Source organism: Pseudomonas sp. GGS8 (genome assembly GCF_024168645.1).
GTDB lineage: Bacteria > Pseudomonadota > Gammaproteobacteria > Pseudomonadales > Pseudomonadaceae > Aquipseudomonas.
Map to the genome: position 1 here is coordinate 6,492,288 of NZ_JALJWF010000001.1, position 14,071 is coordinate 6,506,358.

14 protein-coding genes are annotated in these 14,071 nt (G+C 61.5%); 3 read left to right on the plus strand and 11 right to left on the minus strand.

Annotated elements, in window-relative coordinates; translation table 11 throughout:
- Window positions 1-86: 86 nt before the first annotated feature.
- From J3D54_RS29260 to J3D54_RS29270, 3 genes are all read left to right on the plus strand, one after another.
- Complete coding sequence (locus tag J3D54_RS29260; RefSeq protein WP_007903713.1) at window positions 87-1,004, plus strand: dihydrodipicolinate synthase family protein; 918 nt, start codon at window positions 87-89, stop codon at window positions 1,002-1,004.
- A 289-nt stretch (window positions 1,005-1,293) separates the two neighbouring features.
- Window positions 1,294-2,691 (plus strand): fosfomycin efflux MFS transporter AbaF, encoded by a 1,398-nt coding sequence (gene abaF, locus J3D54_RS29265; protein ID WP_253426045.1) that lies wholly within the window; start codon window positions 1,294-1,296, stop codon window positions 2,689-2,691.
- Window positions 2,692-2,892: 201 nt separating this feature from the next.
- The gene (locus J3D54_RS29270; RefSeq protein ID WP_253426048.1) at window positions 2,893-4,473 is read left to right on the plus strand and encodes an aldehyde dehydrogenase (NADP(+)); all 1,581 of its coding nucleotides are present in this window, start codon (window positions 2,893-2,895) and stop codon (window positions 4,471-4,473) included.
- 118 nt (window positions 4,474-4,591) lie between these two features.
- Here J3D54_RS29270 and J3D54_RS29275 read toward each other — a convergent pair whose 3' ends face one another.
- From J3D54_RS29275 to accC, 11 genes are all read right to left on the minus strand, one after another.
- Window positions 4,592-5,599, minus strand: a complete 1,008-nt coding sequence (locus J3D54_RS29275; RefSeq protein ID WP_253426051.1) for an Ldh family oxidoreductase — start codon at window positions 5,597-5,599, stop codon at window positions 4,592-4,594.
- Window positions 5,600-5,770: 171 nt separating this feature from the next.
- The gene (locus J3D54_RS29280; RefSeq protein WP_253426055.1) at window positions 5,771-6,604 is read right to left on the minus strand and encodes an ABC transporter substrate-binding protein; all 834 of its coding nucleotides are present in this window, start codon (window positions 6,602-6,604) and stop codon (window positions 5,771-5,773) included.
- A gap of 56 nt (window positions 6,605-6,660) precedes the next feature.
- Window positions 6,661-7,389: an amino acid ABC transporter ATP-binding protein gene (locus tag J3D54_RS29285; RefSeq protein WP_177318277.1), complete on the minus strand. Its 729-nt coding sequence runs from the start codon at window positions 7,387-7,389 to the stop codon at window positions 6,661-6,663.
- Window positions 7,390-7,412: 23 nt separating this feature from the next.
- Window positions 7,413-8,156 (minus strand): amino acid ABC transporter permease, encoded by a 744-nt coding sequence (locus J3D54_RS29290; RefSeq protein WP_253426057.1) that lies wholly within the window; start codon window positions 8,154-8,156, stop codon window positions 7,413-7,415.
- Between the two features lie 6 nt (window positions 8,157-8,162).
- Entirely contained in the window at window positions 8,163-8,864 is a 702-nt protein-coding gene (locus tag J3D54_RS29295) for an amino acid ABC transporter permease (RefSeq protein ID WP_007935475.1), read from the minus strand.
- A 118-nt stretch (window positions 8,865-8,982) separates the two neighbouring features.
- Window positions 8,983-9,735 (minus strand): SDR family oxidoreductase, encoded by a 753-nt coding sequence (locus J3D54_RS29300; protein WP_253426059.1) that lies wholly within the window; start codon window positions 9,733-9,735, stop codon window positions 8,983-8,985.
- Between the two features lie 132 nt (window positions 9,736-9,867).
- The gene (locus J3D54_RS29305) at window positions 9,868-10,635 is read right to left on the minus strand and encodes a LamB/YcsF family protein (protein WP_253426061.1); all 768 of its coding nucleotides are present in this window, start codon (window positions 10,633-10,635) and stop codon (window positions 9,868-9,870) included.
- 19 nt (window positions 10,636-10,654) lie between these two features.
- On the minus strand, window positions 10,655-11,059 hold the full coding sequence (locus tag J3D54_RS29310; protein ID WP_253426063.1) for a biotin/lipoyl-containing protein: 405 nt from the start codon (window positions 11,057-11,059) through the stop codon (window positions 10,655-10,657).
- Window positions 11,060-11,071: 12 nt separating this feature from the next.
- Window positions 11,072-12,043: a biotin-dependent carboxyltransferase family protein gene (locus J3D54_RS29315; protein WP_253426064.1), complete on the minus strand. Its 972-nt coding sequence runs from the start codon at window positions 12,041-12,043 to the stop codon at window positions 11,072-11,074.
- Window positions 12,040-12,711 carry a 5-oxoprolinase subunit PxpB gene (gene pxpB / locus J3D54_RS29320; RefSeq protein WP_253426066.1) on the minus strand — a complete coding sequence of 224 codons (672 nt, stop codon included), beginning with the start codon at window positions 12,709-12,711 and terminating at the stop codon, window positions 12,040-12,042. Before pxpB ends, J3D54_RS29315 begins: the two co-directional genes overlap by 4 nt.
- On the minus strand, window positions 12,708-14,060 hold the full coding sequence (gene accC / locus J3D54_RS29325) for an acetyl-CoA carboxylase biotin carboxylase subunit (RefSeq protein ID WP_253426070.1): 1,353 nt from the start codon (window positions 14,058-14,060) through the stop codon (window positions 12,708-12,710). Before accC ends, pxpB begins: the two co-directional genes overlap by 4 nt.
- Between the last annotated feature and the right edge of the window lie 11 nt (window positions 14,061-14,071).

A 14,071-nucleotide genomic window follows, 5' to 3' on the forward strand; every position in this document is an offset into this window, starting at 1 on the left:
AACCTGATTGATTGAAAAAACCACTGGCCGAGTCTCGGCATTTAAAATATCGTATACGAAATACAATAAACAAACCGGAGGCAACAATGAGCAAGCGCATTAACTGGAGTGGCGTCTTTCCCGCGGTGACCACTCAATTCAACGATGACTTCTCCATCAACCTGGAAAAAACCCACCAGGTGATTTCCAACGTGATCCGTGACGGCGTATCGGGCCTGGTGGTGTGTGGTTCGGTGGGGGAAAACACCTCATTGACCGCCGAAGAAAAAATCGCCGTGACCGAAGTTGCGGTCGACGCTTCCCGCGGCCGCGTGCCGGTGATTTGCGGTGTGGCCGAGTTCACTAGTGTGCAAGCGGCCAAGGTGGCCAACGCGGTGCGCAGGGTCGGTGTCGACGGCGTGATGCTGATGCCGGCGCTGGTCTACGGCTCCAAGCCGTTCGAGACCGCCGAGCATTACCGCTACGTGGCGAAGAACGCCGACGTACCGTTGATGGTTTACAACAACCCTCCGATCTACAAAAACGACGTCACCCCGGACATCCTGATTTCCCTGGCCGACTGCGACAACGTGGTGTGCTTCAAGGACTCCTCCGGCGATACCCGCCGTTTCATCGACGTGCGCAATGAAGTCGGCGACCGTTTCGTGCTGTTCGCAGGTCTCGACGACGTGGTGCTGGAAAGCATCGCGGTGGGGGCCGAAGGCTGGGTCTCGGGCATGTCCAACGTATTCCCGAAAGAAGGCGAGACCATCTTCCGCTTGGCCAAGGCCGGTCGCTTTGCCGAGGCCATGCCGATCTACGAATGGCTGATGCCGATCCTGCACCTCGATGCCCGTGCCGACCTGGTGCAGTGCATCAAGCTCTGCGAAGCCATCGCCGGTCGCGGCAGCGCCCTGACCCGTCCGCCACGCCTGGCGCTGCCAGAAGCCGATCGGGTGTTCGTCGAGCAGATCATGGCCAAGGCCCTGGCCAATCGTCCGGAGTTGCCAGACGTCGGTCTCTGAGTGATTGCCGGGCGGATCCTTGCGGGTCCAGCCCGGCTTGCCCTAATCCCGGTAAGTTAAGGTGAGCGAACTTGTGGGAGGGGGCTTGTGTGGCGAGGGGGCTTGCCCCCGTTGGGTCGCGAAGCGGCCCCAAAACCTGCAATCGCGGTGCATCAGGTACCGCATGCAATGGTTTTACGACTGCTACGCAGCCGAACGGGGGCAAGCCCCCTCGCCACACAGGCTAAGGTCCATAACTTTCCGGCATTACGGCTTGCCCTGTTTTTGCGCCTCTACAGGAAACGCCAGCATGTCCAATCCTCTACACACGCAAAGCGCAACCACCCCCTCGGGACTCAAACGCGTGGTGGCCGCCGCCATGGCCGGCACCGTTGCCGAGTGGTATGAATTCTTTCTCTACGGCACCGCCTCGGCCTTGGTCTTCGGCCAGCTGTTCTTCCGCCAGACCGACAGCCCGATTGACGGCATCATCGCCGCCTTCGCCCTGTACGCGGTCGGCTTTCTTGCCCGTCCGTTGGGCGGCCTGGTGTTCGGTCACTACGGTGACAAATTCGGTCGCAAGCGCCTGCTGCAACTGAGCCTGGTGGTGGTCGGCATCACCACGTTCCTGATGGGTTGCCTGCCCGGCTTCGACAGCATCGGCTATGCCGCGCCAGTGTTATTGGTGTTGCTGCGCCTGATCCAGGGCTTTGCCTTTGGCGGTGAATGGGGTGGCGCGATTCTGCTGGTGTCCGAACACTGCCCGGACAATCGCCGGGGGTTCTGGGCCAGTTGGCCGCAAGCCGGGGTGCCGGCCGGCAACCTGGTGGCCACCGTCGCCCTGCTGCTGTTGTCGTCGAACCTGTCAGAGCAACAATTCCTCGCCTGGGGCTGGCGCGTGGCGTTCTGGTTCTCGGCGGTGGTGGTGCTGATAGGCTACTGGATTCGCACCAGTGTCGATGACGCGCCGATTTTCAAGGAGGCCCAGGCCCGGCAAACGCAAACCAAACAGCAACAACTGGGCGTGGTGGAAGTGCTGCGTCATCACTGGCGCTCGGTGCTGGTGGGGATCGGCGCACGGTTTGCCGAAAACATCCTCTATTACACGGTGGTCACCTTTTCGATCACCTACCTGAAACTGGTGGTGCACAAGGACACCTCGGAAATTCTGCTGCTGATGTTCGGCGCGCACCTGGTGCACTTCTTCCTGATTCCGTTGATGGGCTATCTGTCAGATATCGTCGGGCGCAAACCGATCTACCTTACCGGCGCAGTGCTCACCGCGTTCTGGGGATTTGTTGGTTTCCCGATGATGGACACCGGCAACAACTGGCTGATCATGGCGGCCATCATCCTGGGTCTGGGCATCGAGTCGATGACCTATGCGCCTTACTCGGCGCTGATGGCCGAGATGTTCCCGACCCACGTGCGCTACACCGCCCTTTCACTGTGCTACCAGGTGGCGCCGATCTTCGCCGGTTCCCTGGCACCGCTGATCGCCATCACCCTGCTCAACAAGTACCACAGCTCGACACCGATCGCCTGGTACCTGGTGGGCGCCGCGTTGATCTCCATCGTGGCCGTCGGCCTGACCCGGGAAACCCGTGGCAAGTCGTTGCATCAGGTGGATGCCGAATCCGCTGCGCGTATTGCGGCCCTGGATAACGCCGTGCCGGCCGCTGCGCGCCGGGGTGATTCGTTGGCTTGAGCCTGGATCTTTAGTCCGGCAAACATTTGTGGCGAGGGGGCTTGTCGGAACGACGTATCGCCCCGTTCGACCGCGCAGCGGTCGCAAATCCCTTTCAGGGCCGCTTCGCGACCCAACGGGGGCAAGCCCCCTCGCCACGGGTTTTGTGTTCGGCGCGCCTTTTCCTCAATCAAAACTGCCCTTTTTCGACAGGAGTTTCCTATGCCCGAGATCATCGGCCATAACTACATCGGCGGTGCCCGCAGCGCCGCTGGCAACATCGCGATGCAGAGCCATGACGCCAGCACCGGCGCAGCGCTGCCCTATTCGTTCATGCAAGCCACCGCCGAGGAAGTGCACGCTGCTGCCCAAGCCGCCGCTGCCGCTTACCCCGCCTTTCGCAACTTGCCGGCGACGCGCCGTGCAGAATTTCTTGAGGCCATTGCCGCGCAACTGGATGCCCTGGATGATGAATTCGTCGCTCTTGTCACCCGCGAAACCGCGCTGCCGACCGGGCGCATTCAAGGCGAACGCAGTCGTACCAGCGGCCAGATGCGCCTGTTCGCCCAGGTGCTGCGCCGGGGCGATTTCTATGGGGCGCGTATCGACCGCGCGTTGCCCGAACGTCAGCCTCTGCCACGGGTCGACCTGCGCCAATACCGGATCGGCGTCGGTCCGGTGGCCGTGTTCGGCGCCAGTAACTTCCCGCTGGCCTTTTCCACCGCTGGCGGTGATACCGCGGCTGCTCTGGCCGCCGGTTGCCCGGTGGTGTTCAAGGCCCACAGCGGACACATGGCGACCGCCGAACGTGTGGCCAATGCAATCCTGCGCGCCGCCGAGCAAACCGACATGCCCAAAGGCGTGTTCAACATGATCTACGGCGCGGGCGTCGGTGAAACGCTGGTCAAGCATCCGGCGATCCAGGCCGTCGGTTTCACCGGCTCGCTCAAAGGCGGTCGCGCCCTCTGTGACATGGCCGCCGCACGGCCACAACCGATTCCGGTGTTCGCCGAAATGAGCAGCATCAACCCGGTGCTCGTATTGCCTGAAGCCCTGCGCGCACGGGGCGAAAAAATCGCCGGTGAACTGGTGACGTCGGTGGTTCAGGGGTGCGGTCAGTTCTGTACCAATCCGGGGTTGGTGATCGGTATCCGCTCACCGCAGTTCAGCGCGTTCACCGCGCGGCTCAGCGCCTTGATGGCCGAACAACCGGCGCAAACCATGCTCAACGCTGGCACCCTCGCCAGCTACGAAAAAGGCGTACAGGCGTTAGTCGACCATCCAGGGATAAGCCATCTGGCAGGCCAGGACCAGCACGGCAATCAAGCCCGGCCGCAACTGTTCAAGGCCGACGTCAGCCTGCTGCTCAAGGGTGATCCGCTGTTGCAAGAAGAAGTGTTCGGCCCGACCACCCTCGTCGTCGAAGTGGCCGATAAAGCCGAGTTACAACAAGCGCTGAACAGTTTGCACGGTCAACTCACCGCCACGTTGATTGGCGAAGAGCAGGACCTGAACGAACACGCCGATCTGCTGGTGCTGCTGGAACAAAAGGTCGGCAGGGTGCTGTTCAATGGCTACCCGACCGGCGTTGAGGTGTGCGACGCGATGGTGCATGGCGGCCCTTATCCGGCAACCTCCGACGCCCGTGGCACGTCGGTCGGCAGCCTGGCCATCGAGCGTTTCCTGCGCCCGGCGTGCTACCAGAACTGCCCGGATGCCTTGCTGCCCGACGCCCTGAAAAACGCCAACCCGTTAGGCATTGCGCGACTGGTCGATGGCAACATCCACCGCGAACCGGTTTAACAACACGACCTCCTGTGGGAGCGTGGCTTGCCCGCGAAGAACGATGACGCGTAATACCTGAAAAACCGCGGCGCATTCTTCGCGGGCAAGCCACGCTCCCACAGGGTTTTCATCGCATTCAAGTCAGCAGTGCTTTCAGATCGTTGTACAACGCCTCGGGAATTTGTATTCCCTCCACCACACTGCGTGCCCGCGCCGCATAACGCCGTTGCGACGGCAAGCGCGCGCCCTGCCCTTCAATCCCCTGAAACAACACCTCGGCCCGGGCCAAGTGCTCCTCAGTGGCCGCCCCCAGAAAACGTCGCGGATCCAGCGCGATGATCAACTCGCCATGGTACGGCGATGACTTGCTGCCCGCGTCGTAAGCCAGCGACTCGGCACTGGTCAGGTCACCGATCAAAGGCCCGGCAATCAACTCCACCATCGCCGCCAGCGCCGAGCCTTTGTGCCCACCAAACGTCAGCATCGCGCCGCCGTCGAGCACGACATTGGCATCGGTGCTCGGCCGCCCCTCGGCGTCCACGCCCCAGCCCTCGGGAATCGCCTTGCCGGCACGCCGATGCAGTTCGATATCGCCACGGGCAATCGCACTGGTGGCGAAGTCGAACACAAACGGATCCTGCCCCGCACGCGGCCAGCCGAAGGCAATGGGATTGGTGCCGAACACCGGCACACGTCCCCCGGCGGGTGCCACCCAGGCATGACTCGGATTACACGCCAACGCCACCAAACCAACGGCGGTCAACTGCTCGATCTCCACCCACAGCGCCGAGAAATGCACGCAGCGATTGATCGCCAACGCCGCAATCCCGTTGGCCCGGGTTTTCTCCGCCAGCAGCGGCAAACCTGCCTGGAACGCCAATTGCGAAAAACCACCACCGGCATCCACCCGCACAATCGACGGCGCCTGGTCGATCACCCGTGGCTCGGCATCGGCCGACACCTTGCCGGCCCGCAGGGAATTCACGCAGCCCAGAATCCGGTACAAACCGTGGGAGGCACAGCCATCGCGCTCGCCGGCGATCACCGTCGCCGCCACCGCGTGCGCATGGGCCAGATTAAAACCGTTGTGCAGCAGGATCGATTCGGCCAGCTCGCGAGCTTCGATCAGGGTCAATCGGATCATGGTCATCTCCTTGGACAGACCGGTCAGGGTGGTCTATTCGCAGAGGTGTGGCTTGATGGGTTTGGGCGCGGGGGGTGACGAAATTAGCACAGGGTTGGAGGGGAAACAGCCCGACGCAGGAACGCTCGCCGGGCTTTTTCCATCATTGCCCGGCAATGACGGTGTATCGGTTCAAGGCAAAGGATCGAACTTCAAGCTGCTGAGGCTCTGCACTTTGTCCTCGCGGACCATTTTGTATTCAGTGTTCGGGCCAATCCAGCGATCCCAGATCGCGTCGATCTCCCCGGCTTTTTCCATGGTCGCCAATGACTCGTTGACCTTGGCGAGGAATGCCGGCTCATCCCTGCGCATGCCCGCGCCTATCGGTTCGAGTGCCATCGGCTCCTTGGCGAGCGCCAATTCGACACCGCTGGCCTTGGCCTGATTGACCAGTTTCAAAGCGGTCATGGTGTTGGTCACCAGGCCCACGACCTTGTTCTGCTGCAAGGCCATGTAAGCCGAACCGGTGTCCTGGAACGTCACCGGTGTGGCCCCGGCAATGCGGATCGACTGCTCGGAGGTCGAGCCCTTGGTGGAGCTGATGCGCTTGTCCTTGAAGTAGCTCTTGGGCTGATCGGCGTGGGCCGCGCGCACCACCAGGGTTTCCTTGGCGATGTAGTACGGATCGCTGAACTGGATCTGTTCGGCCCGGGTTTTGGTGTAGGCCAGGTTGGCGAAGATCACGTCGACGCGGCCCATTTTCACTTCAGGAATCCGTGCTTCGACAGACAGCGGTTTGAGCTCCAATGCAACCCCCATGGTCTTGGCCAGGGCCTTGCACAGGTCGACGTCCATACCCACCAGCTCACGGGTTTTCGGGTCCGGGGCGGAAAATGGCGGCACGTCGGCGTACACACCGCAGCTCAACGACTTCTTGGCCATGATGTCGCTCAATTGATCGGCCTGCGCTACCGCAACAGCCAGAGGACCTAACGCCAGCGTGACAAACAGTTGCTTCATACGCATGGAAAAACTCCTGGGATTGGAAAGTCGGATGGCAGAAGGAACAAAATCACTGCAGCTCAATGGGCGCGCAGATCGGCAATAAAACGTTGTGCTCGCGGGTGCGAGGGCTGATTGAAAAAGCTCTCGGGCGTGCTCTTTTCCAGAATCTGACCCGCGTCCATGAACCAGATGGTGTCAGCGACTTCACGGGCGAAATTCATCTCGTGGGTCACGCACATCATGGTCATGCCGTCCTTGGCCAAGCTCTTCATGACGTTCAGCACCTCACCGACCATTTCCGGGTCGAGGGCACTGGTGGGTTCATCGAACAACATCACCGGCGGCTCCATCGCCAGTGCCCGGGCAATCGCCACCCGTTGCTGCTGACCGCCGGACAACTGAGCCGGATAGGCGCCGGCCTTGTGTGCCAGCCCTACCCGATCAAGCAATTGCATGGCCTGTTGCTTCGCGGCCGAGCCTTTAAGACTGCGGATTTTGGTCGGTGCCAGCGTGATGTTTTCCAGCACCGACAGGTGCGGAAAAAGGTTGAAACTCTGGAACACGAAACCTACACGGCTGCGCAGCCGATTGATGTGAGCATCAGTGCCGTGCACGTCTTGGCCGTCGAACAGAATCTGGCCTTTCTGGATGTCTTCCAGACGATTGACCGTGCGGATCAACGTCGACTTGCCGGACCCCGACGGGCCGCACAGCACCACCACTTCGCCGGGTTTCACTTCAGCGGTGATGTCGGTCAGCGCGTGGTACTCGCCGTACCATTTATTGATGTTGGAAAACATGATCATTGGATGCATGGACGCAACCCTCTTCAATTATCGATGGCCAGCAAGGGGTCGGCAGCCACGGCCGGTCCGCCGTTGCCCAGACGCTTGCGAGCGATACGGCGTTCCACCCAGCCGGCCACATGGGTCAGGCCGAAACAGAGCAGGTAGTAGATGATCGCCAGGATAAAAAACACCTGGAACGGCTTGGTCAGCAGTTGGTTGTTGACCTGGTTGGCGGCGAAGGTCACTTCCTGGACGTTGATCACATAACCCAGGGAGGTTTCCTTGATGATTGAGATGAACTGGCTGATCAGGCTGGGCAGCGCGTTGTACAGCGCCTGCGGCAAGATCACCCAGATCGTCGTGCGCAGGTAACCAAGGCCCAGCGCCCGGGATGCTTCGTACTGCCCCGCCGGCAGCGCCTGAATACCACCGCGAATGATTTCGCACAGGTAGGCGCTCTGGTAGATCACCAGCGTGCAAAGCATGGTCACGAACCCGGTGATGTTATGGCCGATCAACAACGGCACCAGGAAGTAGGTCCAGAAGATCACCATCAGCAGCGGGATGCCCCGTAGCACATACACCCAGACCGTGGCAGCCCAGCGCAATCCGGTCCATGGCGAAACCCGCGCCAACGCCAGGAGCAAGCCGAAAGGGAATGCCAGCAACAGCGCCAGCGCCGCCAGAATCAACGTACTCGCCAACCCGCCCAAAGGGCCGTGCGGGTACTGGCCGATCAGAAACAACGTCCAGTTCTGCTGCACAATCGAAAAGACATCGAACATCGTCGTCTACCTCGCCAGCGCTTTGTTGAAGCGTCGCGCCAACAGCGCGCCGAGCCCCATCAACAGCAATGAAAAGACCAGGTAGAACACCGTGGCGACCAGGTAAGACTCGAACGTGCGGAAGGTGTAGTTCTCGACCTCGCGGGTGGCGTAAGTCAGCTCCACCACACCGATGGCCATGGCCAGGCTGGTGTTCTTGAACAACAGCACAGTGTGGTTGATCAGGGACGGCAGGCAGTTGCGCACGCCTTGCGGCAGGATCACGTAGCGCATTGAGCGCACATAACCCAACCCGAGCGCCCTGGAGGCTTCGGTCTGCCCGGCTGGAATGGCGCGCAAGCCACTGCGGATGTCTTCACAGAAATACGCCGCCTGACACAGTCCCAGGGCAATCACCGAGAACAGGTATTCAGTGCTGTAGTTCGCCAGCCACAGTTGCGTGGACTCGCTGAGCAAGGTCGGCACACCGAAATACCAGAGCATCAATTGCACCAGTGTCGGCACGTTGCGGTGGTAAGACACGTAACCGGCCACCAGTCGGTCGGCATACTTGTTGCCGGTCAGGCGTACGGTCACCAGCAACAGCGCCAGGGCCATTGCCAACAGCCAGGCGAACAGCGCCAGCTGCAGAGTTATTTCGATGCCCTTGACGATCAGCTCGGCGTATTCGCCTTGCAGAACCGCGGCCAAATCGAAGTCATGCTTCATGGTCAATCCCCATCGGCATTGGGATAAGGGCAGGGATAAGGCGCCAGGCACAGGCTTGGCGTGGGTATCGCGATGACGGATCGATCCGTTCTTCTGTAGCGTCTCGTGCGGGGGGAACTCAGCCCTGGTAATCCTGCGGACGGGCGGTGGAAAGGCCGCCGGGCACTTGCAGGGTCGGGGTGATTTCCATGTGCCCGACGTTGACCGCAATCGGTGCGGCAATGGCAAACGCGATGGCGTCGGCGATGTCCTTGGCCTGAGGCAGTTCGAACCCTTCGACAAAGCGCTTGTAGGTCTCTTCGGAGTCACCGTGGACGTGGGCGAAGATGTCGGTGGCCACTCGGCCTGGGCAGATCTCGGTGACCCGCACCCGTTTGCCGAAGGCATCGATGCGCAATTGTCGCGACAGCATGCTCACCGCCGCTTTGGTCGCGTGATAAGTCGAGTTGCCGCCGAAGTTGTACGCCGCTGCAATCGAACTGATGTTGATGATGTGGCCACAATCGCGCTCGACCATCCCCGGCAACGCCAGACGCGCCAGGTGCAATACCGCACGCAAATTAACGTCGATCAGCAAGTCGATGCCTTCGGCGTCGGCCTTAAGAATCGAGCCCGGTTTGTCGACACCGGCGTTGTTCACCAGAATGTCGAACGGCTGGGTTTCGAACAGACGCGTCAGCCCGGCCAGGTCGGTGACGTCGATGGCGTGCGCGATACAGCCGGTTTTAGCCGCGAGTTCTTCAAGCTTGTCAGCGCTGCGGGCCAAGGCATGCACCTGCACGCCTTCCTGACACAGACGCTCGACGACGGCGGCGCCAATCCCGGAAGAGGCGCCGGTCACCAGCGCGGTTTTGTAATCTGAAAATGGCATGGATCTGTCCTCATATTACGTGTGCGGATCACTCGAGTGATCGCGATGACTTCGACTCTATCCAGCCCTGAAGCGCTGGACCAAGACGGAATGACTGTGTGGCAATAAGCCCTGCTTATGACCGTGCAACCGTTACGCCAACAGCTGCGAAATCGGCGTGATACAGCCGCCCGCCAGCTCGATTTCACGACGGAGGGTACGGGCCAGTTCCACCGCACCAGGCGTGTCGCCGTGCAACAGGATCGAGTGCGCCGGCACGGCAATGCGTTTGCCATTGAGACTGGTCACCGTGCCCTCCTCCAGCAACTGCCGAACCCGCTGCAGCACGGCCGCCGGTTCCTTGATGACTGAGCCTGAAACCTTGCGCGGCACCAGCAGGCAGTCATCGTCGTAGGCGCGGTCGGCGAGAAACGTCGTGGCGACCCGTAGTCCGCATTTTTCAGCAGCGTTTTCGATGGCGCGACTGCTCGACGAGCTGATGATCAGCGTCGGATCAAACGCGGCCACCGCACACACCAACGGCTCCGCCAGTGCCGCGTCGGCGGCGACCATGTTGCCCAGCGCGCCATGAAAGCTCATGTGGGTCATGCGGTGGCCATTGACCGCCGCCATCCCGGCCAGCGCACCGAGCTGATAAACCACATAAGTCGCCAGCTCCTTGAGCTCGATGTTCATCTGCCGCCGACCGAAACCCATCAAGTCGGGGAAGCCCACATGAGCGCCCAGATCGATGCCACCGGCCTTGGCCAGGCGCACGGTGTTGTCCATGATCAGCGGATCACCGGCATGGAAACCGCACGCCACGTTCGCCGAGGAGATCAGGCTCATCAACGCCTCATCCTCGCCCATGCGCCACGGACCGAAGCCCTCGCCCAGATCAGCGTTCAAATCAATGTTCATCACTGCTTTCCTCGCCCGTTCATGCCGCATCCAGGCGCATGAACGCCTCGCCATAACCGACCGTCGTGCCGCAAGGCACCAGCACCGCCGTGACCCGCCCTGCCTTGTGGCTGCGCACCGGCAGCAGCAGGTCGCCGACTTGCAGCAGGGCAATCAGTTGCCCTTGCTCCACCCGACTGCCGACCGATGCCAGCACCTCGCTCTGCTCGGGGTGCGTCAGCAGCAAGCGGCCCAGGCCTGGGGTCTTCAATAGCTGTTCATCGGTTGCGTTGGATGCCTCTGGCATCGCGATTCGAGCCGGTACGGCGACTTCATCAGCACTGCGCTTGAGCAGCAGATGCAGCCCCGGACGACTTATTTCCGCGCCAGCCAGGTGGGTCTCCTTGAGCCATACCGCCAACTGGCGGATTTCCTGATTTGTCATGTTCAAATGTCCTTAACGCGAGGCCAGCCCGTGAAGCTCGACCAAGCGGCGAACCTCCTCGAGATAGCGCTGATTGTCTTCCAGGGCCGCGACAGCTTCGCTGTAACTGCACTCGATAAACCGCACTTTGCTGCCGATTGGTGTCTGCCCCAGCCGCCACAAGTCGGCCTCGATCACCGTGCCGAATTTCGGATAGCCGCCACTGGGTTGCGCGTCGCGCATCTGGATGATCGGTTGGCCACCGTGGGGCACCTGAATCACTCCGGGGACGATGCCGTGGGAACGGATTTCCATGGCGGCTTTGGGCAAGATCGGCGTGCCCTCGAGCCGGTAGCCGTAACGGTTGCTCTGGGTCGTGACCTTCCACTCGCCAGCCCAGAATGCCGCACGGGACTCCTCCAGAAAGCACTCGTACTCAGCCGCTGGAAGGACGCGCATGGCCGGCAGCCCGTCGCGTTGCAATGGCAACGCCTGGCTCGGCGACACGACCCCGAAATCAGTGGGCAGCGCACTCATTCCCGCACGCAGCGCCGCGAGCCGGTCGCCCTGCTGCAGGGCCCGCCCTTGCAAACCACCAAACTCACCGCGCAACTGAGTGCTGCGCGAGCCAAGCACCTGCGGTACATCGACGCCACCGGCCAGGCATAGATAGGCGCGACTGCCCGAGGTTGGATAGCCGAGGCTGAGCACCTGACCTTCTCGGGCCATTGCCACCCAGAACGGCGGCAATGGCTGGCCATCGAGGGAAGCCTCGCACGCCGCACCGGTCACCGCGAAAGCACAGTCCTGAACAAACCGTACCTCGAACGGAAACAGCGGAATCTCGATCGCCGCCGCATCTTCGGTATTGCCCAGCAAAAGGTTGCCCAACGCCAGCGCCAGATGGTCCATCGCGCCGGAGGTGCCCACCCCGTAACCGAGGCTGCCGAAGCGGCCGAAGTCCTGCACGGTGGCCAGGGCGGTGGCCGATAAAATCTCGATCATCGAATGATCCTCTCGATGCGCAAGCGCAACATATCGCCCGGCCTCAGCATGGCCGGAGGGTTTTGGGTCGGGTCAAAAAATGACATTTCGGTGCGGCCGATGGTGTTCCAGCCGCTGGGACCGGCCGATGCCGAAACACCGGTCTGCACCCCGCCGATCGACACGGAGCCAGCGGCAATACTGATCACCGGCACCTGCCGCCGTGGTGTGGCCAGACGCGGGTCCATGCCGCCGAGGTAGCAGTAACCGGGATGGCTGCCCAAGGCGTACACCGGATACAACGGTTCGCAATGCAGGTTGGCGATGGTGTCGATATCCAGCCCGGTGTGCGCCACCACATCAGCCATGTGCGGGCCGAATTCACCGCCGTACACCACCGGCAACTCGACAATGCGTCCTTCGAGCGGCAGCGGTTGACTCAGCTCCCAGGCCTCAAGCAATCGCTCGCACAATCCGTTGAGGTCACGCGGCGGCTTGATGAAGGTCAGCATCAGGTTGTTCATGCCGGGAACCGCTTCGTGTATGTCGGCCCATTGCCCGACCTGCAAAGCCAGGCTCCAAATGCGTTGTTGCGGCGCCAGATCCAGCTCGCCGGGGGCTTCGAACAGCAAAGCCGTAGATCCCAGCAGGCTGATGTGCGGACGCAGCGATACAGAAGCAGTACTCATGTCGGACTCCGTTGTTGCAACCAGCGCTCCAGGTGATGAATGTCCACGCCACCGCTGCAGAACGCCGGGTCGTCGAGAATGTCGCGGTGCAGCGGGATATTGGTCGAGATGCCTTCCACGCACAGTTCACTCAGGGCCAGGCGCATCCGGGCCATGGCCTCATCGCGTGTCGCGCCGTGGGTAATGACCTTGGCCACCATCGAGTCGTAGTAAGGCGGCACCCGATAGCCGGTGGTGACATGAGAGTCGACCCGCACACCAAAGCCCCCGGGGACTTCCCAGCGCTGAATCAGCCCCGGCGTCGGCATGAACGTGATCGGGTCTTCGGCATTGATCCGGCATTCCAGCGAATGGCCATTGAGTTGCACGTCTTGCTGACGCAGCTCAAGCACTTCACCCCGGGCCATGCGCAGCTGCTGCTGGACGATGTCGATGCCGGTAGTCATCTCCGTCACCGGGTGCTCGACTTGCAGCCGGGTGTTCATCTCGATGAAGAAGAACTCACCGTCCTCATACAGAAATTCGAAGGTGCCGACGCCGCGATAGCCGATTTGCCGGCAAGCGGCGGCACAGCGTTCGCCGACCTTGGCAATCAGTTCCGGGTCGATGCCCGGTGCCGGCGCTTCTTCCAGGACTTTCTGGTGCCGACGTTGCAAGGAACAATCGCGGCAACCCAGCCAGATCGCATGGCCATGGGCATCGCACAACACCTGGATTTCCACATGCCGCGGATGACCGAGAAACTTCTCGATGTAGAGCTCCGGGTTACCGAAGGCCAGCCGTGCTTCTTCACGGGTCAGCGCGATGGCATCAAGCAGTTCGCCCTCTTCTTTCACCACCCGCATGCCGCGACCACCGCCACCGCCGGCTGCTTTGACGATCACCGGGTAACCGATTTCACGTGCAATGGCCTGGATGCTTTCATCATCGGTGGGCATCACCGAATCCGGACCCGGCACGCACGGTACGCCGGCTTCGCGCATCGCCCGTTTGGCAGCGACCTTGTCGCCCATGGTGCGAATGCACGCCGCGCTCGGCCCGATAAAAGTCAGCCCGGCCGCTTCAATGCGCTCGGCGAACCCGGCGTTTTCCGACAGAAAGCCATAACCCGGATGGATCGCCTGAGCGCCGCTGACCTTGGCTGCGAACAGCAGCGCCGCTTGGTTCAGATAACTCTGACCGGGTGACGCCGGCCCGATGCACAGGGCCTGATCGGCGTTTTGCACGTACTGGGCGTGGCGATCGGCCTCGGAATGCACGACCACGGTCTGCAACCCCAGGCCACGGCAGGCACGCTGAATGCGCAGGGCGATTTCGCCACGGTTGGCGATCAGCACTTTGTCGAACATTGAATTCACCT

Excerpts from the sequence above, each read along its gene's own strand:
- J3D54_RS29260 (WP_007903713.1), top strand. The coding sequence starts at position 87 with ATGAGCAAGCGCATTAACTGGAGTGGCGTCTTTCCCGCGGTGACCACT.
- abaF (WP_253426045.1), top strand. The coding sequence starts at position 1,294 with ATGTCCAATCCTCTACACACGCAAAGCGCAACCACCCCCTCGGGACTC.
- J3D54_RS29270 (WP_253426048.1), top strand. The coding sequence starts at position 2,893 with ATGCCCGAGATCATCGGCCATAACTACATCGGCGGTGCCCGCAGCGCC.
- J3D54_RS29275 (WP_253426051.1), bottom strand. The coding sequence starts at position 5,599 with ATGATCCGATTGACCCTGATCGAAGCTCGCGAGCTGGCCGAATCGATC.
- J3D54_RS29280 (WP_253426055.1), bottom strand. The coding sequence starts at position 6,604 with ATGCGTATGAAGCAACTGTTTGTCACGCTGGCGTTAGGTCCTCTGGCT.
- J3D54_RS29285 (WP_177318277.1), bottom strand. The coding sequence starts at position 7,389 with ATGATCATGTTTTCCAACATCAATAAATGGTACGGCGAGTACCACGCG.
- J3D54_RS29290 (WP_253426057.1), bottom strand. The coding sequence starts at position 8,156 with ATGTTCGATGTCTTTTCGATTGTGCAGCAGAACTGGACGTTGTTTCTG.
- J3D54_RS29295 (WP_007935475.1), bottom strand. The coding sequence starts at position 8,864 with ATGAAGCATGACTTCGATTTGGCCGCGGTTCTGCAAGGCGAATACGCC.
- J3D54_RS29300 (WP_253426059.1), bottom strand. The coding sequence starts at position 9,735 with ATGCCATTTTCAGATTACAAAACCGCGCTGGTGACCGGCGCCTCTTCC.
- J3D54_RS29305 (WP_253426061.1), bottom strand. The coding sequence starts at position 10,635 with ATGAACATTGATTTGAACGCTGATCTGGGCGAGGGCTTCGGTCCGTGG.
- J3D54_RS29310 (WP_253426063.1), bottom strand. The coding sequence starts at position 11,059 with ATGACAAATCAGGAAATCCGCCAGTTGGCGGTATGGCTCAAGGAGACC.
- J3D54_RS29315 (WP_253426064.1), bottom strand. The coding sequence starts at position 12,043 with ATGATCGAGATTTTATCGGCCACCGCCCTGGCCACCGTGCAGGACTTC.
- pxpB (WP_253426066.1), bottom strand. The coding sequence starts at position 12,711 with ATGAGTACTGCTTCTGTATCGCTGCGTCCGCACATCAGCCTGCTGGGA.
- accC (WP_253426070.1), bottom strand. The coding sequence starts at position 14,060 with ATGTTCGACAAAGTGCTGATCGCCAACCGTGGCGAAATCGCCCTGCGC.